Below are 23832 nucleotides of genomic sequence, written 5' to 3'. Positions count from 1 at the left end.
TCCTATTTTGTGAGTTTTTCTTTAACAATTTTTGCCACCAACGCGCCATCCGCAGCATTGCCAACCTTACTTTTTACCGCGCCAATAACTTGTCCCATTTTCTGAATTGAAACATCGTTCATACCCGCAACAATCTCATCTACAATTTTGGCAATTTCCGCCTCACCAAGTTGCTCTGGCAAAAATTCTCGTAAAATTTCCGCTTCTTTTTCTTCAGGTTCCGCCAACTCCGCACGGTCGTTCTTTCGATATAAATCCGCACTTTCGACGCGCTTTTTCACTTCTCGAGCAACGACTTTTTCAATTTCAGTATCATCCAAGCCGTTTTCTCGCTTGCCCAAAGAAACTTCTTCGTTTAAGATTGCTGCCTTTAGATTACGCAAAACATCACCACGAAAACGATCGCCGCTCAATAGAGCGGCTTTCATTTCACTAGTAATGCGCTCTTTTAGCGCAGACATTAACGCACCCCTAGGCGCATTTTTGCCGTTTTTTCAGCTCGTCGCTCGCGGCGAATAATAGCTTTTTTACGACGCTCGGTCTTTGAAATTGGTTTTTCAAAACGCATAACGCTCTTAGCGCGAGCCAAAACACCGCTTTGCAAAACCCTGCGGTTGAAACGACGAATGATATTTTCGTTCGCTTCCTTCTGATCTTTACGTGTTACTTGTACCATACTGCAAACATTATAACAGATAAGAAAGTATTTGCCAACTAGGTTTAGTTAAGGTTGCCATAAATAATCTTGAAATCCACTTCTTGGCTACCGTTAACATCTATTGCCGATATAACATACATCTCGCGTATTGGGTAGAGCTCTCCATCTGGAAATTTCTCAAGTACTGGGCACGTGAATTTATACGACTTATGACTTCTATCCGCATCCACAACACACCTCGTTCTTGACAAGTCTATAAACACCTCCTCAGGTACGGAACGCTCTTCTACAGACATCTCTCCTCCATCATCTAGGGATGCTGTTGCTATAAGCCTTTTTGTATTAATTTTAACTGGAATAGGCTCATAACTATGTGCAGCCATTTCTTGTGCAGCTTTTGCGAATTCGTCCCAAGAACCAAATGGAACGCTCCCTAATAAGACAGCCTCTTTCCTAATGGTAGTTTTTTTAAGCTCTTCAGTTGCTTTCATTGCTAACGCGCCCATTGTTCGCAACTCACCTTCCGTCAAACCTTCTCCACGCCCAATTTCAGTAAAATTTTCATAGTTTCTCATATTACCACAACTCCTAAAATCACCCTCTACTTAAAAAGTATTACTACACTATAATACACTACTCTACAAGTAATGAAACTATTACACCTAAGCCAAATGCAATAATCACCCTGCAAGCTTTAGGCGGACAAGGCGAGATCTTTAGTGTCAGCGCCATACACAATCGCTAACACAGTAGGGTCGTTCATGACATTGTGAGTGTGGTTGTTCAAAATTCCATATAGTCCGACTTCAGCACTTGTCGACTTAGGCTCACCATTCACAATACCGACAATGCGAGCCATGTCACGCATATTAGTCAAATGACTACCTTCGGGTACAAATATAATAATATTGTTTCGGACATTTGGCGCGGCTTTCAATAAATCTTCCAATAAGCCATCATTACTTAAGGCAAAAGGATCAGTAAGGAATTGCTGGCGCCAACCTTGTTTCGGCGGAGCAAACTCGACACTTGACTCTCCTAAGAGTTTACCAACCTCCTCAATAACTTTAGGATCTTCTCTCTGCAAGAACTTCAAGCCCAGTTCTTTTGCGCTTGGACTCAATGATTTCTTGCCGTAACGTATCAATTCCATGCCTTCTTTTCCTATGAAATTCCACCCCAAAGCAATAATCCCCATTTTACGCGATCCCACCGGATCGAATAGTCGTAACTCATTAACCTTAGATTCCATGTGAGCAACTGACGACGTCGCAACACGACCGCCCAAAGAATGCCCACCAACACTAACCTCGTCGAAATCTTTCGCGACATGGTCAATTACTGAACCAACATATTCCCCTAAGCTATCGTAGCTACCAGTCTTTCGTATCTCCTTACGAACAGACTCGGGCAACATCCCAGAATTGCCCACTCCCGGCATATTCACAACCACAATAGCTGTATCCGGATTCCCGCACGCCAGAACGGAGGCTTCTCGAATTGCGACTGGATTATGGTCATCTCCTCCCCATCCATACAAAACAGCCTGAATCTTATTCGCATTTTCATTACCAAATATCGCGACTTCAAGCCCAACCCTGCCTAGTCCACTAAATACACGAATATAGCGCTGATCTCTCAGTTGTTCAACAGTCTTATTCATGTGGTTTGAATTGTAAGATTCCTCAGCCAAGCGACGCATATCTTCCTGCGTAGCAAGTTGTATAGTCTTTCCCTGTCTTAAGCCGCTATCAATCTTGGCGACCTGTAGACCATTCTCAAAGCCATAATCTGTAGGTTTAGATGACGGCACCCAAAGTTTTTCCGATTTCACAAGAACTTCACTCCAAATAAATTTAAACTACTGGATTTATTATACAATATATATCTAAGTAATGCAACTATTACACCTAAGTCAAATGCAATAATCGCCCCTCAACATACCGCATTCCCTGCCATTCATTTACGGTCGGCTGAAACCAAGCAGATACTTCGTCGCCCACTTCACGGAAAAATTCTTCTGGTGCATTAAAAGCCAGCATTTGCAGCGCAACGTCATTTTTATCACGTAAGGTCAATTTCACGTGTTGCCCATCCGCACCCATTCTCCTCACATTTAAAACCGTCGCTTCAGTTATTTTCAATATAGGCTCCGCGTTACCATTGCCAAACGGTTCCATCTTCGCCAAATTATCAATCAGCTCCTCATTAATTTCCGAAAAATCGTCAATCTCAACATCAGCCCTCGGCAACAAATATAATTCCTGATTTTTTAATTGCAGCGAATCGTAAAACTCATTCACTCGTCGCCTAAAATCGTCAATTCTCTCGGTCGCCAGCGTCACGCCCGCCGCCGCTCCGTGACCACCACCTTTAATAATGATGTCGTCAGCTGCACGAACCGCGTCAGCTGCGGAAAAATCACCAAAACTTCGCGCCGAACCCGTAGCCTCGTCACCACGCTCGCCAATTATAAAAACTGGCTTCTTATATTTCTCAACCAACTTTGACGCCACGATGCCGATAACCCCGTGATTCCAATTGCCGCTATTCACCACCAAAACTCGATCATCAGTCATATTGTCCGCCTGCTGGCAAGCTTCGTCAAAAATCTCGTCCTGAATACTGCGACGCTTAATGTTCAATTCTTCCAGCTTTTCGCTAGCCTCCAACGCCTCCAGCCCATCATTCGCCGTCAGCATATCCAGAGCATATTGCGCCGTCTCCAGTCTACCCGCCGCGTTCATTCGCGGACCCAAACCAAACCCCAAATGCCTAGCATTAACCCTCTCTGGATCAATTCCCGCCACCGACATCAATGCCTTCAAACCAGGACGCTTCTGCTTTTTCAAAACCTCCAAGCCCCAATAGACATTCGCTCTATTTTCATCCGCCAACGTAACTATGTCGCAAACCGTTCCCAGCGCCACCAGATCCAATAGCCACTTCTCGTAACCATCTGGCAGTCCGCCTAGTTCAGTTTGCAGAGCTTGCACCAATTTAAACGCCACACCCGCGCCGCATAAATCGCGGAACGGATATTTATGACCAGGAAACTTCGGATTGACCGCGGCAATACTCGGCGGTGGAGTCTCAGCAACATTATGGTGATCAGTCACCACCGTATCAATTCCCAAACTCGATGCATATTCAATTTCCGCATGGCACAAACTTCCCGTATCAACCGTGACAATCAAATCCGCGCCCATATTTCGCACCTTATCAACGGCGCCTATCGTCATTCCATAACCCTCAACAAACCGATTCGGAATAAATGCATCAACTTCCTTAAAGCCAAACTTGCCAAACGCATCCAGTAAAATTGCCGTCGCGCTCAGCCCGTCAATATCATAATCGCCATAAATAACAATTTTCTCACCCTCAGCGTGCGCCTTTTTCAGGCGATCCACCGCTTTTCTCATATCTGGCAATAAAAACGGATCGTGCTTTACTGACGCGTAATTCGGATGCAAAAATTCTTCACGCGCCGCACGCGTAGTCAAGCCTCGAGCCGCTAAAATTTTCTCAAATAATGTCATTAGTCTTTATCAGCCATGCCACGCTTTGATCGCGCTGAATATTGCTGAGATTTAATCACCATACTTTGCAATTCCTTAAAAATTGGGAATTGTTTATTAGTGAAATACGTACGTGAGTTACCTTGCTTTTCACTCTGCAAAAATCCAACCTTTTCTAGTCGCTTCAATTCTCGTTGAATATTTCCAGGATCTTCCTTAATTAGCTTTGCCAATCCGCGAACATGTGTGTGAAAATCAGGATACTTAGCGTATACTACTACAATTTTTCGCCGCACCCTAGATGTAATAAAAACGTCTAACATAACCTCCCTAACGCATCTTTCTTATTTAGAGTTTATCACAATTTTACAACACCCGACAAGTTTTTTTACTTCCAATTCAAAATAACCTGATTAATTTTCGCTATCGTTTCCTCTTTGGACGGCAATGTATTGTCCTCATAATAATGATTTAATCCCATAAAATTCTCCTTCACATCCAAGATATGCATTTCATCAACCGTCATGTGCAATTTATCCACCGCCGCCACACTGCAAAACGGCACCGCAATCACCAATTTCTCAATCCGAACAGACTTCAGAAAACTCAAAGCCACGTCCAAAACCGACAAATCATCACCAAAACCATCACTCGCCAAAATCACCACCCGATCCTTTAGCATATCCTTATCGATGATTCCACCATCACCCAAAAGTCTATTCATTTTCTGATGAGCCTCGCGCTTTTTCTCTTCCAGATAACCGTGAAATTCACTAGTATATTCATTAATTTCGCCGTCAGAAAATTGACTATTATACGTAAATTGCCCAGACTGCGACATCGCCCCGATACTTAAACTTTCCCCAGGAATCTCAATCCCTTCGCTAAGCAACATCATGAGGACACAGTGAAGCTTCACTGCAATTTGCTCGCCGATCAGCACGCCACCTTCGCCAATTGCAACCACTGCGCAGTTTTCATAGCGATACTTTTCCAGTACTTGATCAGCCAGAATTGCCCCAGCCTGCGAACGACTCTCAAAATACATATGCTTATTTTAGCATTTTTTTCGCGATATAATATAAACATGCATTACTATTTGGTTTCGCCAACAAGAATCGTCCGCGCCGACGCAAGTTCGTTTACGTATTCTTCAGAGGAAAGACTGCCGACCGGAACGATTGTCGCTATAGAAATCGGCAAAATTAACGCTATTGGCGTAGTTCTACAAGAAGTTCGCCAACCAGATTTTGAAGTCAAGCCAATTAGTAAAATCATTGAAGAATATCCCTTGCCAATCGAACTCGTTCAAACTGCTATATGGATGAGTAAATATTACGCTACACACCAAGCGACCGTCTGGCAAGCAATTTTACCCAGCGGATTATCTAAAAAACGTCGCTCAATTAACCAGTCCACCCCAGTTAATCCAGCAGAAAATCGAACAAAAAATGTATTCACAGATGAGCAAAAATCAGCCCTCCAGGCCATCGAAAATCTCCATTCTGGAACGGCACTTTTACACGGAGTAACTGGCTCAGGAAAAACTTTAGTATATATAGAAGCCGCAAAACAAACCTTAAAAGAAGAGCGATCATCAATAATTTTAGTCCCCGAAATCGCCCTAACCTCACAACTGGTTGCTGAGTTTTCCGCTCATCTACCAAATGTCATAGTTACCCATTCCAAACAAACCGAAGCTCAACGATATGCAATCTGGAAAAGAGTCATCAGCTCAAACGATCCAGTAGTAATCATCGGTCCACGATCTGCTCTTTTTGCGCCCGTGCAACAACTTGGACTTGTGGTAATTGATGAGTGTCATGAACCGAGCTTCAAGCAGGAGCAGTCCCCTCGATATTCAGCCCTCCGCGTCGCCTCAGTCCTTACAAATCAACATCGCGGCAAACTAATTCTAGGTAGCGCCACTCCAGCAGTCGCCGACTATTACGTTGCCAAAAAATCAAACACGCCAATCATCACAATGACAAAACCAGCAAGACCAGACACCGTTCGCCCCAACGTGACGCTGGTCGATATGACAAAGCGCAACAATTTTACTCAACATCAATTCCTCTCTGACCCACTTCTGAAATCTATAAACACAGCATTATCAAAAAATGAGCAAGTTCTTATTTTTCACAATCGGCGCGGCACAGCATCAATCACATTATGCGACAACTGCGGCTGGCAGGCTGGCTGTCCACGCTGTTTTATTCCGCTCACTCTGCACGCGGATAGTCATAAATTGTCATGCCACATTTGCGGTTTTTCAACCAAAGTTCCTACTAGTTGCCCTGAATGTAAAAACGCCGACATCATTCATAAAGGTATCGGAACTAAGCGAATTGAAGACGAATTACAGAGGTTATTCCCGAACAAAAAAATTGCTCGATTTGATAAAGACACCGATTTGAAAGCTACCGTGGACGAGCGTTATGATGAACTGAAAAATGGCGAAATAGATATAATTATCGGCACGCAAGTTATCGCCAAAGGACTGGACTTACCGCATTTAACAGTCGTCGGAGTCATTCAAGCCGACACCGGACTTTCCCTCCCTGACTATTCATCGCCCGAACGAACATTCCAATTGCTCGCCCAAGTCGTCGGCCGCGTCGGCAGGTCAAGCACACCAACAGAAGTTGTCGTCCAGTCGTATCAGCCAAGTCACCCATCCATCACAAACGGACTATCTCAAAACTATACAGAATTTTATCAAAGAACCATATCTCAACGACAAAAAACCAACTTTCCACCCTTCACTTACTTATTAAAACTAACCTGCGTTTATAAAACCGAAGCCGCCGCCATAAGAAACGCTAAAAAATTGTCCGAACTATTAAAATCTAAGTTTGACGACATTGAAGTTTTTGGACCAACGCCCACTTTTTATGAGCGCGTCCGCGATACATATCGCTGGCAAATCGTAGTAAAAAGCCCCAAACGACAAGAGCTTCTTGACGCCTTGAATTTCCTGCCGTCATCACACTGGCAGTACGAGCTCGATCCTGTAAGTCTACTGTAATTTCTGGTATAATTATATCAATGACAAAAGACGATATTATCACATTACCAAACCCACATCTTCGCCAAAAATCATCGAAAATCCACGTTGTTACTAATGATGTTGTAAAACTGGCAGACGAAATGACCGCAGCCGCGCTGGACTGGGAAGATTCCAGACCTCACGAAATTAGTGCCGCCCTGGCTGCTGTGCAAGTCGATAAATTAGAGCGTGTTGTGATTGTTCGAGCCGACTTTGAGAGAAAATCAACTCGCGAATTCATTACTCTTATCAATCCAGAAATCGTGAAATATGAAGGTGAAATTGTCGAAGATTTTGAGGGATGCTTAAGCGTTAAAAGTATTTACGGAAAAGTTCCTCGCTATAGTAAAATTCGCGTAAAAGCCATGAATTTAGATGGCGAAGAAGTGCGAATTAAAGCCGAAGGATTTTTGGCGCGCGTATTGCAGCACGAGATAGACCACTGCAATGGATTAGTTTTTATAGACCATATTAAGGACAAGAAAGACGCTTTTTATACACTCGACGAGAAAGGCGAGTTGCAACCGTTAGATTATGACAAAGATATCGCCGAAAATAGTATTCTTTGGAACTGAAAATTACAGCCTAATTACTTTAGAAGCTCTCGTTGAAGAGGAATTTAACGTTGTTTGCGTTATTACCAAACCTGACACTAAGCGCGGTCGCGGACACAAACTTACTGAACCTCCAGTAAAAACATTCGCTAAATCTCACAATATTCCAGTTTTGCAGCCAAACAAAGTCAGTGAAATTACCGACTATATAAAACAACTTCAGTCAGTAACGGGAGTTTTGGTTGCGTACGGAAAAATCATTCCCCAGTCAATTATCGACTTATTTACACCGGGAATTATCAACGTCCACCCTTCTCTACTGCCAAAATATCGAGGGCCTTCACCCATTGAATCAGCTATAGCCAATAGAGATACCGAAACTGGCGTATCGATAATGCAACTTGATAGTAAAATGGATGCCGGCCCCATATACATCCAAACTCGACAACCTCTCACTGGAAAAGAAACAAAGTTCGAATTATACGACAAATTATTTCACGACGGCACTTCTCTGCTAATAAAAAACCTGCCAAACATCATCAATGGGAGTCTCCAGCCAACACCACAGGACAATTCTCAGGCTTCGTACTGTCAACTATTAAGCAAGGACGATTCATGGCTCGATACGGAGCGTATGACCGCCGTCGAAGGTGAAGCTCACGTCCGCGCACACCTCGGGTTTCCGCGTAGCCGAATGACAATTGACGATCGAGATATCATTATCACGAAATCTCATTGCGACAAAACTCCGAATTCTCATCTTGATAAAAAATTTGCCGACGGCAACTATTTAATTATTGACGAGCTCATCGCGCCCAGCGGAAAAACAATGACCGCAGAAGACTACCTAAGAGGCTACAAATAAAAAATAACCCCACATAAGGGGGTTATTTCTATCATCCGCATAAAATTACGCTTGGATTGAACCTAAAATGGCATCTTTATTCGCTATAATTTCCTTTTTCAAATCAGCCATCACTGCAGCCACAACGTCACGATAATCTGGTCGATTAACCTCCAGCCACTTAGTAGCTGCAAATTCATCCTTCAGACGCGGATCGTCAACTGGCAAACCTGAAGCTTGCGACATTTTCTGCAACATTGGTTCCTGTTGATAATTAGGCGCGTGTTTCATCAGAAAGTCATCCACAGCACCCGGAGTTTTATCGATAATTCCCGCAAACTCCTCCAACTGAGCATCGCTCATTCCCTGGCTTAATCGTTCGCCAACTCGAAGCTCTAACTCGCTATAAATATGCTGCAACAACGATTTTTGCTGATCTTCCGGCAGCTGGTCCAGCCCCAATTCTTTAAGAAATTCTTCATTCAGTTGGAACATAGTCCTCCTTTTCTTTCGTCTATATGATTAAGTTAAATTATACCAGTAACTGTTTAATATTACTATCCACGCATCATATTCAGCGCGTCATTGTATAATTTTTGCAGCTCAATCATAGTCTCATTCATCGAGTTTTGAACAATTTCCGTTAAATTAACGCCATTATTTACACACCAATTAAGCACCGCGGGAACATCGTCTCCGTCCAGTAATTTTATAAACTCGTCCAGCTTCGCTTCGCCAACAGCTAGTAAAATCTTCCTTATGATCTTATCCTGGACGCTGTTAGTTACATCTTCCCTCATCTGCTCTTTCTTATCTGTGGGTAGTGATCCAAAACCAGCCTGTGCTAAGAATTCGTCAGTAATTTCAAACATTTTTTTATCTCCTTGTTTATTTTTATATTTTATCTATTAAACATATTTACCCAATATCTCCAACACGCGCGGAGTATCGCTAAGTCCGTCAACTTCCATCCATGTTCCGCCAGGGCCATCAAGCCACCGTACGGTATGACCGTCAGCCATTGCCTTGTCAGCCAGGTTGTGAAGCTGATCCATTGCATTAGCGTCGCCAAACTTCTCAGCAGCCCAGTTCCAAGGATAGTCGTAAGAATTGAAGTTTGATGTATCTGGATTAATATTATTTACGATTTTGTCAACAGAGTTGTCCACAGAAGATGCGCCGCTAGACTGTGGTATTTGCTCACTACCAGATTGTGAAGGTGTAGCAGTATTACTCTCAGCTCCAGTAGCGTGTGCAGAGTTGGCCCAGTCGCCAACATATTTACCAGCAAAGCCGCCCAAGGCAAAACCAGCACCATACTTACCTAATGACGATCGTACTTTCTTACGCAGGGCATCCTGCCTCTCTATACTCACATCCTTAAGATTGTCAATCGATACATTGACTGCATGCTTCATAACATCGTCAATTTTCATGTTAGCCACAGTATCCTTAAATGAAGGATCTATAGCTTCAAGACTGTCGTCATCTATGCGATCTTCGCCACGACGCTCTTCCAGAACAGCTTGCTTTGTTGCTCCAGCAACTCCTAATTCCGTTACAATACCGACAGCCGTAGTAATAGGCCATCCAGCGAAGGTTGCTGTAGTAGCACCTACCGCAAAACCAGTACCGCCCAACTTCAACAACTGAGCAATCCTACCACCCTTATTAAACCATTTACCAACTTTAGCGGCAGCTTTCTTAAATTTACCACGATCATCAAGCATGTCGTCATACTTATCTGTCGTCATTCTTGAGGTTTCTTGCATACTTGCAAACGCCGCTTGACCCATTTCCGCTGCTAATTCAGCCTGCTTTTCTGGATCCTGTTTTGCTGCTTCGATTTTATCAGCAAACTTAAGACGCATGTATTCCAATTCGCACTGCTTCAATTGTTCCGTAGCAGCTTCTAATTCAGCTTGGCGCTTCTTTCCACCAAAGAACCTCTTAAAGAAGTGTGATTCAACGGCAACGCTCGCTTTAGCGAATCTACTTCGAGCAATCTTAAGATTAGTAGCAGCTTCATATGTCTTCAAATCAATCTTCTCTGTTGGGGTGTCATCAACATAAGTTGCGCCTTCGGAATTCAAATCTTCAACCCGCTCATTCTTCTCTGGTTTATCGTCGCCATACTCCGCTTCATCATACTCATCACCAAGATATTTATCTCGCATAGCCTGTTCGTATGGCGTTAAGCCTTCTGGATTATCATTCTTCTCTGGTTTATCGTCGCCATACTCCGCTTCATCATACTCATCACCAAGATATTTATCTCGCATAGCCTGTTCGTATGGCGTTAAGCCTTCTGGATTATCACCAGACTTCATTTCTTTACCTTCATTAGAATCTTCTAGCGTCGCTGATTCTCCTAGAGCATTAACCTTCCTCTTTTCAGTTTTCGATTCATTCGCGCCAGGTTTTGAGGTATCAGTAGAGCCTTCTGAAGCTCCAGTTGGATTTTCGGGATTACCAGGAAAACCAAGCTTTCCCATCAATCCCTTATCATTTTCAGGCCTTTTTGCGTCCGCGCCTATGCGTTTAGCATACTCTTTTCCTGTCGTTACTACACGACTAGCTGCTCTCATTACAGCCTCTCCTATACGCCCAGGCAAACCTTTATCACGACGCTTTGCAGAATCATATTCACCTACTACTCTAGGTATTCTATATTTATCTGATTGGTTCTTGTCCATTTTGTGGTGGTTTCCTTTCGCCTTCTGCACGCAGAATGGCAATAAACTTATGTATATTTAAGATACTATCATAAATACATAAAAAAGTCAATACTTAGAACAGTTTACCCCAGAGTTTTCTTCACTAATTCCCTAGTAAAGAACTCCAATTTGTCGCCAATTTCTAAGGTAACCTTTTTCTTCGTCCTGAGACTCAATCCGCACATTTCGCCTTCAAAGACCTCTTTTGCTTCTTGTTGCTGACGCTGCACAGAAGAAACTTCCACTTCAGCAATTTGCTCTCCGCCACGTTTTACGCGCGCCAGCAAGTCCTTAGCGACTTTACCGTGCTTCACTTCACCACCAGCGATTACTTCTTCGCGCATTGTCCTAAACACGCCCTTAATTTCCAGCTCGCCAATTTCAGTTTCAACGATTTCTGGCGCTAACAAAGCCTCCATTGAAGCCTTAGCGTCATCTAGTAGTTCATAAATTACCTTAAAAATCCGCACTTCCACGTGTTCACGCGCCGCTAATCGCTTAACTGCCGGTGGCAAATCGACATTAAAGCCATAAATCACCGTATTCTCACCAACCGCCAAATGAATATCGTTCTCAGAAATATTGCCAACACCAGTTCCGACAACATGAAGCTCAACTTCACCATTCGTGTCAATCAGCTTCAAACTATCAACCACAGACGTTACCGAACCCTGAACGTCAGCCTTAACGATTACGTTAAATTCTTCCGCATCAAGCTTTCGATTCATCATCTTAAGAATATCTGCGCCAGTAACATTGGTTGTGGCCGCCATTTTCTCTTGTTCAATTTTAGCCTTTTGCGCCAAATTGCGAGCTTCTTTTTCGCTCTTCGCAATCTCAAATCCATCACCGAATTGTGGCAATTCCTTAAATCCGGTCATATTCACCGGCATACTCGGACCAGCATCCTTAACGGCTTTACCGCGAAAATCTTGAAGCGTTCGAACTCGCCCGTAAGCCGTCCCAGCAACCAGATAATGACCAGGCCTCAAATGACCGTTCTCCACCAACAAGCCAACTACGGCGCCACGACCAGTTTCCATGTGCGCCTCAATAACCAAACCTTCAGCCGGAACATCTTCATCTGCGCGCAAATCTTCCATATCCGCCACCAATAAAACCATATCCAAAAGCTTGTCTAAGTTCTGACCAGTTTTTGCGCTAACCTCAACCATCACAGTGTCGCCGCCCCATTCTTCAGGGTTCAAACCATGCTCAGATGCCAATTGGGTCTTTACCAGTTGCGGATTAGCTGCTTCTTTATCAATCTTATTAATTGCCACTACAATTTTAGCGTTAGCTGACCTAGCAAATCGAATAGCTTCAACAGTCTGAGGCTTAACTCCATCATCTGCCGCCACCACGATAATCACCACGTCTGTAAGTGTGGCTCCGTGTTGTCTTAACGCTGCGAAAGCCTCATGGCCTGGAGTGTCCAATAAAGTGATGGTCCGTCCGTTGCGCTGAGCTTGATAAGCGCTAATATGCTGAGTAATTCCTCCGGCTTCACTAGCCGCTGTTTTCTTATCAAGAATCGCATCTAGCAAACTCGTTTTACCGTGGTCAACATGCCCCATCACAGCCACAATCGGCGGACGAGGAACTGCCTTGTCTGATAATTTGTGCGCATGGTGATGAATTTCCGCAGAAACCGTCTTCCGTTTCAGCTGCACATCCAGCCCCAATTCTTCAACAATAATCTGCGCAGTCTCAAAATCCAGCCGCTGATTAATCGTCGCGGCAATACCATTCTTAAACAATTCACCAATCAGCGTAGTTACTGACAATCCCAGAGTTTCAGCCAACTCGCCAACCGTTACCGAATCTGCAATATTGACGATTTTTTCTGCCATAATAAGCTCCTCTCACCTCTGGGCGTAACTACGCTTCAGGGGATTTGTATTATTTTTTCTTTGATGATTTGCCGAGCGAAAGAGAAATCTTACGATTTTCCTTATCGATATCCAAAACTGTAAATTCTTTACGCTCGTTCAACGTAAATACCTTTTCAGGATCAGTACCGTCACCACCAAGCTCTGACACGTGAACCAAAGCTTCAACCGCTGGACTCAACTGTACGAATGCACCAAATGGAGTAATTCGAGTTACAGTTCCCTCAACTTTTTCACCAGGCTTAAATTGCTCAACTTCATCCAACCATGGATCTTTAGTCAATTGTTTCATACTCAAGCTCAAGCGCTCTTTGTCGATTGCAATAATCTTAGCTTCGATAGTTTGACCAACTTTTACGTAGTCGGATGGGTTATTAACACGCTCCCAGCTAATTTCTGAGATGTGAATCAAACCTTCAATACCTTCAACGTTAACGAATACACCAAAGTCAACAACACCTGTAACAACACCTGCAACTGTGTCGCCAATTGCCAACTTCTGGAATCGCTCTGCCAAACCTTCTTTAACTGCCTCTTTTTCAGAGAAGATCAATTTGTTAGCTTTTCGGTCAGCGTCCAAGATTCGCGCCTTGATATCTTTCTTTACCAAGCTGTTCAATCGTTGCAAGATTTCGTCCTTATCGCTAGAACCTACACGAGGATAGTGTTCGGCTGACAATTGCGATACTGGCAAGAATCCGCGAATACCTTCGTATTCAACTAGTAGTCCACCACGGTTAGCGTCGTATGGCACAACGGTGATGATTTCACCAGATTCCAATTTGGCCATAATTTCATCCCAACCACGATCTTTCGCAGCCTTGCGCAATGAAAGTAGCGAATAACCGTCTTCCAATTCGGTATCAATTACGCTAGCAATTACTGAATCGCCAACATTGTAATTCTTTGAAAGGCTAACTTCGCGGCGTGGAACCAAGCCAACACCCAAAGGTCCTAAATCGATTAAAATTTCGTGCTTCTTTACTGATAAAACAGTACCGTCAACCGTTTCGCCAACAGTAATTTGTTTAACACTATCGCCTGCTTGAGCCAGCAGGTCATCCATTGTAATTTTGGCATCTGCCATAAGTCTTCTAAAGACCCCTTCCTTAAAATTGATATTATTCTTCAGGGACATAATAAAAATATCCCCACAGATTATCACAATTATATCACAACAGATAGATAGAAGTCAAAGCTAGATCAGATAACGAGATCGCTGATAAGCCACCGTTAAAAAAGCCAAAATGCCAAAAGCCACTGCAGAAATAGCTACATCTTCTGGTCCAGTTTTTGGTAATCCTTTATCAGATTGCTTAGAAGGAGTAGAAGGAGCTGGCGTTATAGATGATGGCGATTGTTGAGACTGGGAAGGCGCAGGTGTAGGAGTTGTCTTTTTCGACTCTTCAGTCTTCACGTCGGTTCGTGCCTCACCTCTTCCACCTGATTGATTATTCGTTTTTTGATCTGCAGACTGCTGAGATGTGTTGTTGCTCTGTGAATTCTTATTACTATTCTCTGATGCTACCAAATCGCTAGAGATTGGCGACCCATCTTGCGACAAATTATTCTGCCTAATTCCGTAAAGAACAGCCAAAGATATAGCCACTAAAATAGCACCCACTACTACAAAAACTCCGATTGATCCAGCCTGATTTACTCGCTTCATATTATATCTCCACTCAAATTTTCTTTATTATATCATAATGATCTCTTACAAGTAAAGCTGGTGATATAATAAATATATGATTATTACGGTTGACACAGGTGGGACGAAAACATTAGTAGCCAGCTTTGACAAGGAAAAAGACCCTAAGTATATCATTAAATTCCCCACCCCTAAAAATGTAGACCAATACATTCAACGCGTCGCCGATCAAATTCACCTGATTACGAACAATAAGCCAATTGATGCAATTTCTGTGGCTCTGCCAGGAGTAGTCAAAGACGGCGTGGCAGTGTGGTGCCAAAACCTCGGCTGGAAAAATCAACCTATCCGTAAGCTACTTTCACGATATTTTCCTAATATACCAATATTCATTGCAAATGATGCCAATATGGCAGGACTGGCAAGTATTCTCAGATTGCCCAAAACTCCCAGATGCGGCCTATACATCACCCTAGGAACCGGCGTTGGCACTTCCCTAATCCTGAATGGAAATCTGCATAAAGAACTTAGCGACTGCGAAGGCGGACATATGTCTTTAAATTACAATGGCAAGATTACCACTTGGGAAGAGATTGCTGCGGGTAGAGTTTTACAGAGAATTTTTGGCGAATTATCATCAGACACCCCCCTGGAAGTCTGGGAAGAGGTTGCTAATAGAATAAAAGCTGGATTGCAACCGCTCATCGCCTTTACGCAACCAGATGTCGTTGTTGTTGGCGGGAGCGTGGGAGCATTCACATCCTATTTTTCAGATATTTTAAGCGGTCTTCTGGCAGAAAACTTACCCGCCGCCATATCAGTACCAAAAATAATCAGCGCCCCTAACCCCGAAGAAATTGTATTATACGGATGCTACGACAATGCCATCAGTCAGCTTGCCTCAAATTGAACACGATTTTCCAGAACTGCAATTCAAGGAGGGCGAAGTATTTTCCTGGAATCCTAATTCGCAAACAATCTATTACGAAAAATTAGATTCACAAGAAGACTTAGTGCAACTTTTACACGAAATCGCCCACGCTAAGCTTGGTCATAAAAATTATCAATATGATGTCCAGTTAATCGAAATGGAAAGATCTGCCTGGGAATATGCCGTTGATATTTTGGCGCCAAAATACGGCTTAACTCTCAGTATGGACGACGATAACATTCAAGATTCTTTGGATAGCTACAGGGATTGGCTACATAAACGTAGTCTTTGCCCTCAGTGTGGCGCAGTTGGATTACAGGCCACTTCCTCATCTTACAAGTGTATTAATTGCCGCTCAGAATGGCGCGTGAATCAAGCAAAATCCTGCCAGCTTAAAAGATATCAAATAAAATAAGCCTCTCATACGGAGGCTAATTTTAAGAGATTGGAGCGGTCTTATTCTGCAATTTTTTGTACTGTCTTTTTAGTACGGCGTGAAATGCGTCCGCCCTTAGCACCAGCGATACGAGCCAAAGCTGGATTTGCGGCAAAGCCACCAGTTCGACCGTTTTTACCGCCCTTGCGTCCGATTTTTGCGTAAAAATCTGGATCGCGAGCTAGATTTTTTTGAGCAGCCTTTAAGCCGCCAGCCTTTGTTCCTGCCATAGGAAGGTTTTCCTCCATTTTTAAAAAAGATTTCCACATAAATTTAAATGGAAACCCTCACCTTTATATATCACACATGATATGTGTTATGTTTATATGCTAGCATATTACTAATACTTTGTCAATATTTACATAAGTAGTTTTTATTGTGAATAAAATATTGCATTTTACTGACGCGTTAGCTATACTAATAAAGTCAGTTACTGACGGCACCTGTTGGAGCTTCAGAAATCATGAGTTCCACCACAAAAAATTCTCGTTTTCTGCGAGATTCGAGAAGAAAAATATCCCATCACATAGAGGGATATTTTTTATTGCAGATTTATTCTAAAACTCTCTTAATAGATTGTCTATTCTAAGCTGAGATTCTTGTGTTAACTCATTTTGCAAACCAATCCAGGCGTTAATAGCCACGGTAAATTTATCCTTGGCTATAGTAAACTGGTCGCTATCTTTCTTTTCGTTAGTCGACTTCAAATCGCGCGCAGCCAATAAAATAGCGTCTATTCTCTTCATCGCTAACTTACGTAAGTCAACCTCGTTTTCTCTGGATTCCAACCTCTTCTTTGTATCAGTCCATATTTTCTCCATAGCAATAAAGTCATTTTGCTTGGTCTTCGATAACTTATCTGACACCGTACGTATTTCACCGCTCAATTCCTTATCAAACTCCATAAAGCCGACAATCTTCTCTATACTCTGTATAGTTCGGTTCATCTTCTCTACCGATTTATTGCATTCTTCTGAATACTTTTTAAATCTAGTATTAACGTTCTTCTGCCAAGATACAAAAAATACTACATCACAGCTTTGGCGTTTATTTTTTAAATCAGCCAAATATTCATTCAATTTTTTAGTAGATAATTTGTCTTTTTGCAAATTAACAAACAGCGAGCCCTCCACCTCATTAGTGTTTTTTGTTACGCTTTGAACGTTTTCCCAAGATTTCCAGCTCACAAATCCATATGCCAATATCATTATCAGCGTTATAAAACTCATGACAATAGCCAATTTAAGCGTGCGATAATTTTTTATCAATTTCATAGTTCTATCCCCAGCGTAGTTGACCATAATTCACTATCAAGCGGCCAAGGATTAAAAGCACACCCCTGTAAATCAATTGATTGCTGCTGCATAACCGCCGCTGGATTATTAACCCCAGAACAATTCAAATGCCCATGCCCCAACCAGTGCCCAACTTCATGATTGATTACCATATGTCGATAATTACGAATATCACCACCTGCTTTATTCCACGCTGTAGTCGCGCCAGACCATCGATTGTCATTGATAATGACAGAAGACCCGACTCGACAACTCCAATCCGCGTCACAGCCTGACGAGAATGAGGACATCAATTCAGCTTGCGACAGAACTAGATTGAAACTTCCACTCTCTTTTACCTCTTTAAAAATAATCCCCATACGCGCCCAGCCTCGATTATCGTTTAAGGTTTCATTTACCTGTTTCGAGAATTCAGCTAGATTTGATCGGACATTGCCCTTTGTTGATATTGTATATGTGACTTCTTTTTTCACTCCAGAATTCAATTTTTTTGACGATTGAGATGTGGAGTGCCAATCTGGAGTCTGGATATCTGACACCTTAAATCTGGATAGTGATGATGGAGATTTTATTTCAGAAAAAAATTTAGCACTAATCGCCTTCTTCGCATCACTCTTATTCTCATTGGGTGCTGTTATGCTAATCGTTGGAGTTAAAGCAACAGCAATCGCCATACCGCCAGTAGCCACCCTACACACTATACACATACTTATATTCTATCACCCGCCAAAACATACCACAAACGTTTTAAGACAAAGAAGAAAGCCACCCTATTAGGATGGCTTTCTTATAATTCGGCACCGTGCTAGTTTCCCACTTTCGCAGTATAATCGCCGCTGGGGAGCTTAACTTCTGTGTTCGGAATGAGAACAGGTGTTTCCTCCTCGCTATGGGCACCGAAGGAGGGGGTTACGACGCTTGGTTCCGTATATACTCCACGGTGGGCCAAACCCCTTTCTTCGATGTCCAACATCAGCACGGAATTGATTTTTAATTGACCGGTACTTTTGAAAAGCACCAATTACTAGTTAAGTCTACCTTATCCGCAATGTTTATGCAAGCATAAACTCCACGGACAAGGACATAAAAAGGCAATGGGACTATTAGTACGCTTTAGCTCCATACATTACTGTACTTCCACCTTGCGCCTATCAAACAGATAGTCTTTCTGTGTCCTCATAGGGAAACCTTATCTTGAGGTTAGTTTCGCGCTTAATATGCTTTCAGCGCTTATCTAGTCCGCACATAGCTACTCGACAATGCAGCAGGTGGCCACAATCGATACACCAGAGGTGCGTCCGCCCCGGTCCTCTCGTACTAGGGGTAGATCCTCTCAAGTTTCCTATCGTCCATACCGGATATAAACCGAACTGTCTCACGACGTTCTGAACCCAGCTCGCGTACCACTTTAATCGGCGAACAGCCGAACCCTTGGAAGGTGCTCCCCCTCCAGGATGTGATGAGCCGACATCGAGGTGCCAAACAGCGCCGTCTATGTGAACTATTGGGCGCTATAAGCCTGTTATCCCCAGGGTAACTTTTATCCGTTTGCGCTGTCGATCCCACATTCATGTACAAATGTACGTACAGCGGATCACTTGCTCCGACTTTCGTCTCTGATTGGAATGTACTCCTCACAGTCAAGCTGGCTTATGCGCATACACTATCACTTCGATTTCCATCCGAAGTTAGCCAACCTTTGAACGCCTCCGCTACTCTTTAGGAGGCAACCGCCCCAGTTAAACTACCCACCATACACGGTCCGCTAACCGGATAACGGTCAGCGTGAGAACACAATCACAACAAGGGTGGTATTTCACTTGGTGACTCCACAAATACTGGCGTATCTGCTTCAAAGTCTCCCACCTATGCTACACATGTTGAAACCATATTCAATGTAAAGCTGTAGTAAAGCTCCATGGGGTCTTTTCGTCCTGGTACGGACAGACGGCATCTTTACCGCCAATGCACTTTCACCGAGTCCTTCGCTGAGACAGTGCCCACATGATTACTCCATTCGTGCGGGTCAGAACTTACCTGACAAGGAATTTCGCTACCTTAGGACGGTTATAGTTACCGCCGCCATTGACTAGGGCTTCAGTTCGCACCGTGAAGCGCTCCCCTTAACCTTCCAGCATTGGGCAGGAGTCAGCCCCTATACATCCACTTTCGTGTTAGCAGAGACCTGTGTTTTTGATAAACAGTTCCGTGGGCTCTTTTGCTGCGGCCCCCACATCGTTAGATGTCAGAGGTTCACGTTCAAAAGAACAATTCGTTTGCTCTATCTCAGAAAATTCGTTTTGTGATTAAAAATGTACTCTTTAACCTAATATTCACTGAGTGAACGCGGCTGATATCCACCGAAGTGGGGGCAGACCTTATCCCGAAGTTACGGTCGCTGTATTGCCGAGTTCCTTAGCGAAGGTTCGCTCGTAAGCCTGAGTCTACTCGACTCGAGCACCTGTGTTGGTTTGCGGTACGGGCGGCTAAGTCCACGCGTACACCTGCTTTTCTAGCCAGGGCTTTCACCAAAATCGCGACTCCGAAGAATCACTTTCACTCCCTTTGCGTTCCCGCTCGGTTGGACGGATAAACCATGAATCCGCTTCAATTACTTCCCCGTGAACAGTGTACAAAACTTAACCGGTTCAGGAATATTAACCTGATGTCCATCGCCTACGCTCTGCGCCTCGGCTTAGGCCCGACTAACCCTGAGATGATTACCATGGCTCAGGAAACCTTGCTCTTACGGCCGAGAGGATTCTCACCTCTCTTATGGTTACTCATTCCAGCATTCTCACTTCCTACCGCTCCACCGAACCTTCCGATTCGACTTCACCGCTGATAGGAACGCTCCTCTACCACTACACACTAAGAACAAAATCAAAGTTTCTTAATCAATTCAAACCTTGGAATGATCTTTCCGTCTTTTTCAATATTATCTAAAAACATTTTCTTAGGTCTAGCCCATAATTCTCCGTCGCCATAAATGGCTCGATAAACTACAAGCTCTTCAAGCGTCTCAGTATGAACAGCTATACTTACAACAACATACTTATTGCCTTTATAGTGTTTATAAACGCTACCTACGTAAATCTCATTTTCCATAAATTGATTGTAACACAACTTTAACTTTGTACTTAGCGTGTAATCCATATCTTCGGTATAACGTTTTAGCCCCGTTACATTTTCCACGCAAGATCTCTTGACTAGTGAGCTGTTACGCACTCTTTAAATGAATGGCTGCTTCTAAGCCAACATCCTAGCTGTTTAAGAAATCTCACCTTGTTTCCCACTGAACGTTAATTTAGGGACCTTAGATGATGGTCTGGGCTGTTTCCCTTTTGAGCACCGATCTTAGCACCGATGTTCTAACTGCCGTGATTACACACATGGTATTCGTAGTTTGTTAAGGGTGGGTACAGTTGCCCGCCCCAGTCCTTTACAGAGCTCTACCCCCATGTGCTACTAACACGACGCTAGCCCTAAAGCTATTTCGAGGAGAACCAGCTATCTCCGAGTTCGATTGGCATTTCACCGCTAACCACAAGTCATCCAAACACTTTGCTGCGTATCCTGGTTCGGTCCTCCACCACCTGTTACAGTGGCTTCAACCTGCTCATGGTTAGGTCACCCGGTTTCGGGTCTAATCCTTACAACTTAATCGCCCTATTCAGGCTCGCTTTCACTGTGGCTCCGTCAATTGACTTAACCTCGCTGTAAAAATTAACTCGCTGGATCGTTCTACAAAAAGCACGCCGTCACCGGACAAGCCGGCTCCGACTCCTTGTAGGCACTAAATTTCAGGATCTATTTCACTCCCCTCCCGGGGTTCTTTTCACCTTTCCATCACTGTACTAGTTCACTATCGATCGTATATTATATTTAGCCTTGGCTGGTGGTCCAGCCAGATTCAAACAGGGTTTCTCGTGCCCCGTCCTACTCGATAAAACATACATAAGGTCAGCGTCGTTTTCATATACACGGCTTTCACGTTCTTTGGCTAGTCATTCAAACTATTCTACTAACCACGCCGATTTCTTACCTTACTAACTGTTGATAGCCAGTTATCGCAAATCAGATTATTTGAATGAATCAAATTCTCTGACTTGGTCATATGTAATATCACAACCCCTTATAAGTATTCGTCTATCAACTTATTTGCCTAAATTAATAGGCAAAAACTTAAAAGGTTTGGGCTGTTGCGATTTCGCTCGCCACTACTTTCGCAATCGTTATTTACTTTCTCTTCCTCATCCTACTAAGATGTTTCAGTTCAGATGGTTCCCGCTCGCTTGCCTATGTGTTCAGCAAGTGGCAACATGACATGACTCATGCTGGGTTTCCCCATTCGGAGATCTCCGGATCAAAGCTTGTTGACAGCTTCCCGAAGCTTATCGCAGTCTTCCACGTCCTTCATCGGTAATATACGTCTAGGCATCCATTTAGCGCCCTTGAGTACCTTTTTATGCATTGACTTAACTAGTAGTTGCTACTTTGCAATTACTACTACCGTCAATTAAAAACTCAATTTCTTTTACTCTCAAATTGTTAATGATCAGTGCCTCACACATTTGAGTGCACAATCGACAAGTCAATAAATTGACAAATCTATCTACACTCAGATGTTTTCTCACTGCCCTCGCACGTTTTGCAGTGTATTGCCAGAGGTTCGTTTGAACATTCGCTTAACTAGTAATTAACTATACAGCAGCTGAGATTCTTTTGCAAGGGTTTTTTCAAAGTTTTTTCGACTTTTTTTGCTTTTTATTAAAATCAGCGCCAATCGCCTCAGAAATGCTAGAAAAACCGTCATTTTTTAGCAGCTGAAGCAGCTCGCGATTTATTCGCCCAATTAGTTGCGGACCTTCAAAAAACAGCCCAGTTATAAGCCCAACTAGACTAGCCCCTGCCTTAATCTTAGCGTATGCATCTTCGGCCGAAAAAACTCCGCCAACACCAATAATAGTCAGTTTATCTCCATGGTTTTTATATGTATGCTTAATCAATTCTAAGCTATGTGCGCGAGTAGGTTTGCCGCTTAATCCACCCCTAATGTCATCAGTCAAAGGATCTTTAAGATCTACCTTCTCACGATCCTTTATTAAATTAGCGACCGTTACGCCCTGAATATTATGCTCAACAATAACCTTTAATAGCGAATCGAACTGCTTCAAATCATACAAATGTGGCATTTTAACCCAGAAATGAACATTTCTCTCTATAGAATCTAATTCGCTTAATAAAGTCTCTAGCGTATCGGCATAGATAAACGGCTCCTTGCCAGCATTCGGACAAGAGATATTAATCTCTATAACGCTTGCCAGATTGTTTTCTACGATATAACTAACCGCTTTTTTTACGTCCCGAATTATATATTCTTCCGGAACGACTGGCCCAAATTTGTCTTTCGTGGATTTATCAGCAATAACAGCCACAGACACAACTGTCGGCATTGATTTAACCTTAGGTCTATTTAATTCAATGTAGTCACTAATCTTCTCTAGCCCATAATTTGGCATGCCAGCGTACACAACTACAGATTTGGTGTTCGGCAATCGATGAAACCATGGTCGAGGATTTCCTCTTCTCGGCTCCATAGTTACAGATCCGCCAGAAGCAAAGCCAAATCCAACATCTTCCATTAAAGGTGACAATTGTACATTTTTATCAAACCCCGCTGACAAGCCTATTGGGTTATTAAATACAATTCCATCAATTTCCTGCTGTAGCGACTTGTCCTGGAAGCTCCATAATTTACGAATAGCCCATCTAATAGGAGAAAATGCTTGCACCAGACGACCGCAAAAAATAGTTAACTTATGAGTAAAGTCTGGTGTTAGTAGGAATAATATTGGCTTAACAATATGCTTATACATATTCTAAGAGTATAGCTATCTATGCTTTATTAAGCAAGGTTACTTGCAAATAAAAAATCGCCTGTTCGGCGATATTCCTGACTATCTATGATTGGTGGGCGCTGAGGGACTCGAACCCCCGACCCTCTCGGTGTAAACGAGATGCTCTAGCCAACTGAGCTAAGCGCCCATATTAAAAAATATGGTGGGCGATGAGGGACTTGAACCTCCGACCTCGTCATTATCAGTGACGCGCTCTAACCAGCTGAGCTAATCGCCCTCATTCGTCTTGGTGGAGTGTCGTGGACGTAAGCCCACTTCACCCCATATGGTGGAGACACAGGGACTCGAACCCTGGACCCCCTGCTTGCAAAGCAGGTGCTCTAGCCAACTGAGCTATGTCCCCATAAATGGCCAAGACCTTTTAATTGT

The 23832-nt window shown here is 43.2% G+C and carries 22 protein-coding genes, 3 tRNA genes and 2 rRNA genes; 5 read left to right on the top strand and 22 right to left on the bottom strand.

Going from position 1 to position 23832, the window contains the following annotated elements:
* Positions 1 to 2 precede the first annotated feature (2 nt).
* The 7 genes from LRM47_RS00590 to LRM47_RS00560 all read right to left on the bottom strand — a co-directional run bounded on the left by LRM47_RS00590 (position 3) and on the right by LRM47_RS00560 (position 5224).
* Positions 3 to 461, bottom strand: a complete 459-nt coding sequence (locus LRM47_RS00590) for a GatB/YqeY domain-containing protein (protein ID WP_243822399.1) — start codon at positions 459 to 461, stop codon at positions 3 to 5.
* Positions 461 to 676, bottom strand: coding sequence for a 30S ribosomal protein S21 (locus LRM47_RS00585; protein ID WP_039326918.1), 216 nt, complete (start codon positions 674 to 676; stop codon positions 461 to 463). The genes LRM47_RS00590 and LRM47_RS00585 overlap by 1 nt, the downstream gene beginning before the upstream one ends.
* A 44-nt stretch (positions 677 to 720) precedes the next feature.
* Positions 721 to 1233, bottom strand: coding sequence for a hypothetical protein (locus LRM47_RS00580; RefSeq protein ID WP_243822398.1), 513 nt, complete (start codon positions 1231 to 1233; stop codon positions 721 to 723).
* Positions 1234 to 1352: 119 nt separating this feature from the next.
* Positions 1353 to 2492, bottom strand: a complete 1140-nt coding sequence (locus LRM47_RS00575; protein ID WP_243822397.1) for an alpha/beta hydrolase family protein — start codon at positions 2490 to 2492, stop codon at positions 1353 to 1355.
* Between the two features lie 76 nt (positions 2493 to 2568).
* Entirely contained in the window at positions 2569 to 4197 is a 1629-nt protein-coding gene (recJ, locus tag LRM47_RS00570) for a single-stranded-DNA-specific exonuclease RecJ (protein WP_243822396.1), read from the bottom strand.
* The gene (locus tag LRM47_RS00565) at positions 4197 to 4499 is read right to left on the bottom strand and encodes a helix-turn-helix domain-containing protein (RefSeq protein ID WP_129632285.1); all 303 of its coding nucleotides are present in this window, start codon (positions 4497 to 4499) and stop codon (positions 4197 to 4199) included. Before LRM47_RS00565 ends, recJ begins: the two co-directional genes overlap by 1 nt.
* Positions 4500 to 4564: 65 nt before the next feature.
* Positions 4565 to 5224: a phosphoribosyltransferase gene (locus LRM47_RS00560; protein WP_243822395.1), complete on the bottom strand. Its 660-nt coding sequence runs from the start codon at positions 5222 to 5224 to the stop codon at positions 4565 to 4567.
* 39 nt (positions 5225 to 5263) lie between these two features.
* On the opposite strand from LRM47_RS00560, the gene priA reads away from it, so the two are divergent.
* From priA to fmt, 3 genes are read left to right on the top strand one after another with little or no spacing between them, the layout of a single operon-like run.
* Complete coding sequence (priA, locus tag LRM47_RS00555; protein WP_243822394.1) at positions 5264 to 7204, top strand: replication restart helicase PriA; 1941 nt, start codon at positions 5264 to 5266, stop codon at positions 7202 to 7204.
* Positions 7205 to 7224: 20 nt separating this feature from the next.
* Positions 7225 to 7800 (top strand): peptide deformylase, encoded by a 576-nt coding sequence (gene def / locus LRM47_RS00550; protein ID WP_243822393.1) that lies wholly within the window; start codon positions 7225 to 7227, stop codon positions 7798 to 7800.
* Entirely contained in the window at positions 7760 to 8644 is an 885-nt protein-coding gene (fmt, locus tag LRM47_RS00545; RefSeq protein ID WP_243822392.1) for a methionyl-tRNA formyltransferase, read from the top strand. Before def ends, fmt begins: the two co-directional genes overlap by 41 nt.
* A gap of 45 nt (positions 8645 to 8689) precedes the next feature.
* On the opposite strand, the gene LRM47_RS00540 is transcribed toward fmt, so the two are convergent.
* The 6 genes from LRM47_RS00540 to LRM47_RS00515 form a co-directional block, all read right to left on the bottom strand.
* A complete protein-coding gene (locus tag LRM47_RS00540) occupies positions 8690 to 9118 on the bottom strand; it encodes a DUF5663 domain-containing protein (RefSeq protein ID WP_243822391.1) in 429 nt (142 codons plus the stop codon).
* Between the two features lie 62 nt (positions 9119 to 9180).
* Complete coding sequence (locus tag LRM47_RS00535; protein WP_243822390.1) at positions 9181 to 9495, bottom strand: DUF5663 domain-containing protein; 315 nt, start codon at positions 9493 to 9495, stop codon at positions 9181 to 9183.
* Positions 9496 to 9531: 36 nt separating this feature from the next.
* Complete coding sequence (locus tag LRM47_RS00530) at positions 9532 to 11319, bottom strand: hypothetical protein (RefSeq protein ID WP_243822389.1); 1788 nt, start codon at positions 11317 to 11319, stop codon at positions 9532 to 9534.
* 104 nt (positions 11320 to 11423) lie between these two features.
* Complete coding sequence (gene infB / locus LRM47_RS00525; RefSeq protein ID WP_243822388.1) at positions 11424 to 13193, bottom strand: translation initiation factor IF-2; 1770 nt, start codon at positions 13191 to 13193, stop codon at positions 11424 to 11426.
* Positions 13194 to 13242: 49 nt separating this feature from the next.
* Entirely contained in the window at positions 13243 to 14319 is a 1077-nt protein-coding gene (locus LRM47_RS00520) for a 30S ribosomal protein S1 (protein WP_243822387.1), read from the bottom strand.
* 111 nt (positions 14320 to 14430) lie between these two features.
* Positions 14431 to 14901: a hypothetical protein gene (locus LRM47_RS00515; protein WP_243822386.1), complete on the bottom strand. Its 471-nt coding sequence runs from the start codon at positions 14899 to 14901 to the stop codon at positions 14431 to 14433.
* Positions 14902 to 14977: 76 nt separating this feature from the next.
* Between LRM47_RS00515 and LRM47_RS00510 the strand changes: the two genes are divergently transcribed.
* Together LRM47_RS00510 and LRM47_RS00505 are read left to right on the top strand one after the other, a co-directional pair.
* On the top strand, positions 14978 to 15790 hold the full coding sequence (locus tag LRM47_RS00510) for an ROK family protein (protein ID WP_243822385.1): 813 nt from the start codon (positions 14978 to 14980) through the stop codon (positions 15788 to 15790).
* Positions 15762 to 16226 carry a hypothetical protein gene (locus LRM47_RS00505; RefSeq protein WP_243822384.1) on the top strand — a complete coding sequence of 155 codons (465 nt, stop codon included), beginning with the start codon at positions 15762 to 15764 and terminating at the stop codon, positions 16224 to 16226. The genes LRM47_RS00510 and LRM47_RS00505 overlap by 29 nt, the downstream gene beginning before the upstream one ends.
* A gap of 41 nt (positions 16227 to 16267) precedes the next feature.
* On the opposite strand, the gene LRM47_RS00500 is transcribed toward LRM47_RS00505, so the two are convergent.
* The 9 genes from LRM47_RS00500 to LRM47_RS00460 form a co-directional block, all read right to left on the bottom strand.
* The gene (locus tag LRM47_RS00500; RefSeq protein WP_129637339.1) at positions 16268 to 16477 is read right to left on the bottom strand and encodes a con-10 family general stress protein; all 210 of its coding nucleotides are present in this window, start codon (positions 16475 to 16477) and stop codon (positions 16268 to 16270) included.
* Positions 16478 to 16804: 327 nt separating this feature from the next.
* Positions 16805 to 17521 (bottom strand): hypothetical protein, encoded by a 717-nt coding sequence (locus LRM47_RS00495; RefSeq protein ID WP_243812821.1) that lies wholly within the window; start codon positions 17519 to 17521, stop codon positions 16805 to 16807.
* Positions 17518 to 18249, bottom strand: a complete 732-nt coding sequence (locus tag LRM47_RS00490; protein ID WP_243813356.1) for a DUF3152 domain-containing protein — start codon at positions 18247 to 18249, stop codon at positions 17518 to 17520. Before LRM47_RS00490 ends, LRM47_RS00495 begins: the two co-directional genes overlap by 4 nt.
* 85 nt (positions 18250 to 18334) lie before the next feature.
* Positions 18335 to 18443: ribosomal RNA gene (gene rrf, locus LRM47_RS00485) — 5S ribosomal RNA — on the bottom strand.
* Positions 18444 to 18624: 181 nt separating this feature from the next.
* Positions 18625 to 22011: ribosomal RNA gene (locus LRM47_RS00480) — 23S ribosomal RNA — on the bottom strand.
* A 270-nt stretch (positions 22012 to 22281) separates the two neighbouring features.
* Positions 22282 to 23421, bottom strand: coding sequence for a dihydroorotate dehydrogenase (quinone) (gene pyrD, locus LRM47_RS00475; protein WP_243822383.1), 1140 nt, complete (start codon positions 23419 to 23421; stop codon positions 22282 to 22284).
* Between the two features lie 92 nt (positions 23422 to 23513).
* Positions 23514 to 23590 (bottom strand) — tRNA-Val (locus LRM47_RS00470).
* A gap of 13 nt (positions 23591 to 23603) precedes the next feature.
* Positions 23604 to 23680 (bottom strand) — tRNA-Ile (locus tag LRM47_RS00465).
* Between the two features lie 49 nt (positions 23681 to 23729).
* A tRNA-Ala gene (locus tag LRM47_RS00460) sits at positions 23730 to 23806 on the bottom strand.
* Between the last annotated feature and the right edge of the window lie 26 nt (positions 23807 to 23832).

This window comes from Candidatus Nanosynbacter sp. TM7-076 (genome assembly GCF_022828325.1).
Classification (GTDB): Bacteria; Patescibacteriota; Saccharimonadia; order Saccharimonadales; family Saccharimonadaceae; genus Nanosynbacter.
Note: the sequence above shows the minus strand (reverse complement) of the source record. Positions and strands in the feature narration are given on the sequence as shown.

Excerpts from the sequence above, each read along its gene's own strand:
- LRM47_RS00515 (WP_243822386.1), bottom strand. The coding sequence starts at position 14,901 with ATGAAGCGAGTAAATCAGGCTGGATCAATCGGAGTTTTTGTAGTAGTG.
- LRM47_RS00500 (WP_129637339.1), bottom strand. The coding sequence starts at position 16,477 with ATGGCAGGAACAAAGGCTGGCGGCTTAAAGGCTGCTCAAAAAAATCTA.
- LRM47_RS00540 (WP_243822391.1), bottom strand. The coding sequence starts at position 9,118 with ATGTTCCAACTGAATGAAGAATTTCTTAAAGAATTGGGGCTGGACCAG.
- LRM47_RS00590 (WP_243822399.1), bottom strand. The coding sequence starts at position 461 with ATGTCTGCGCTAAAAGAGCGCATTACTAGTGAAATGAAAGCCGCTCTA.
- LRM47_RS00585 (WP_039326918.1), bottom strand. The coding sequence starts at position 676 with ATGGTACAAGTAACACGTAAAGATCAGAAGGAAGCGAACGAAAATATC.
- LRM47_RS00510 (WP_243822385.1), top strand. The coding sequence starts at position 14,978 with ATGATTATTACGGTTGACACAGGTGGGACGAAAACATTAGTAGCCAGC.
- priA (WP_243822394.1), top strand. The coding sequence starts at position 5,264 with ATGCATTACTATTTGGTTTCGCCAACAAGAATCGTCCGCGCCGACGCA.
- LRM47_RS00580 (WP_243822398.1), bottom strand. The coding sequence starts at position 1,233 with ATGAGAAACTATGAAAATTTTACTGAAATTGGGCGTGGAGAAGGTTTG.
- def (WP_243822393.1), top strand. The coding sequence starts at position 7,225 with ATGACAAAAGACGATATTATCACATTACCAAACCCACATCTTCGCCAA.
- LRM47_RS00565 (WP_129632285.1), bottom strand. The coding sequence starts at position 4,499 with ATGTTAGACGTTTTTATTACATCTAGGGTGCGGCGAAAAATTGTAGTA.
- pyrD (WP_243822383.1), bottom strand. The coding sequence starts at position 23,421 with ATGTATAAGCATATTGTTAAGCCAATATTATTCCTACTAACACCAGAC.
- LRM47_RS00560 (WP_243822395.1), bottom strand. The coding sequence starts at position 5,224 with ATGTATTTTGAGAGTCGTTCGCAGGCTGGGGCAATTCTGGCTGATCAA.
- infB (WP_243822388.1), bottom strand. The coding sequence starts at position 13,193 with ATGGCAGAAAAAATCGTCAATATTGCAGATTCGGTAACGGTTGGCGAG.
- LRM47_RS00495 (WP_243812821.1), bottom strand. The coding sequence starts at position 17,521 with ATGAAATTGATAAAAAATTATCGCACGCTTAAATTGGCTATTGTCATG.
- LRM47_RS00530 (WP_243822389.1), bottom strand. The coding sequence starts at position 11,319 with ATGGACAAGAACCAATCAGATAAATATAGAATACCTAGAGTAGTAGGT.
- LRM47_RS00535 (WP_243822390.1), bottom strand. The coding sequence starts at position 9,495 with ATGTTTGAAATTACTGACGAATTCTTAGCACAGGCTGGTTTTGGATCA.
- LRM47_RS00490 (WP_243813356.1), bottom strand. The coding sequence starts at position 18,249 with ATGTGTATAGTGTGTAGGGTGGCTACTGGCGGTATGGCGATTGCTGTT.
- LRM47_RS00505 (WP_243822384.1), top strand. The coding sequence starts at position 15,762 with ATGCCATCAGTCAGCTTGCCTCAAATTGAACACGATTTTCCAGAACTG.
- recJ (WP_243822396.1), bottom strand. The coding sequence starts at position 4,197 with ATGACATTATTTGAGAAAATTTTAGCGGCTCGAGGCTTGACTACGCGT.
- LRM47_RS00520 (WP_243822387.1), bottom strand. The coding sequence starts at position 14,319 with ATGGCAGATGCCAAAATTACAATGGATGACCTGCTGGCTCAAGCAGGC.
- fmt (WP_243822392.1), top strand. The coding sequence starts at position 7,760 with ATGACAAAGATATCGCCGAAAATAGTATTCTTTGGAACTGAAAATTAC.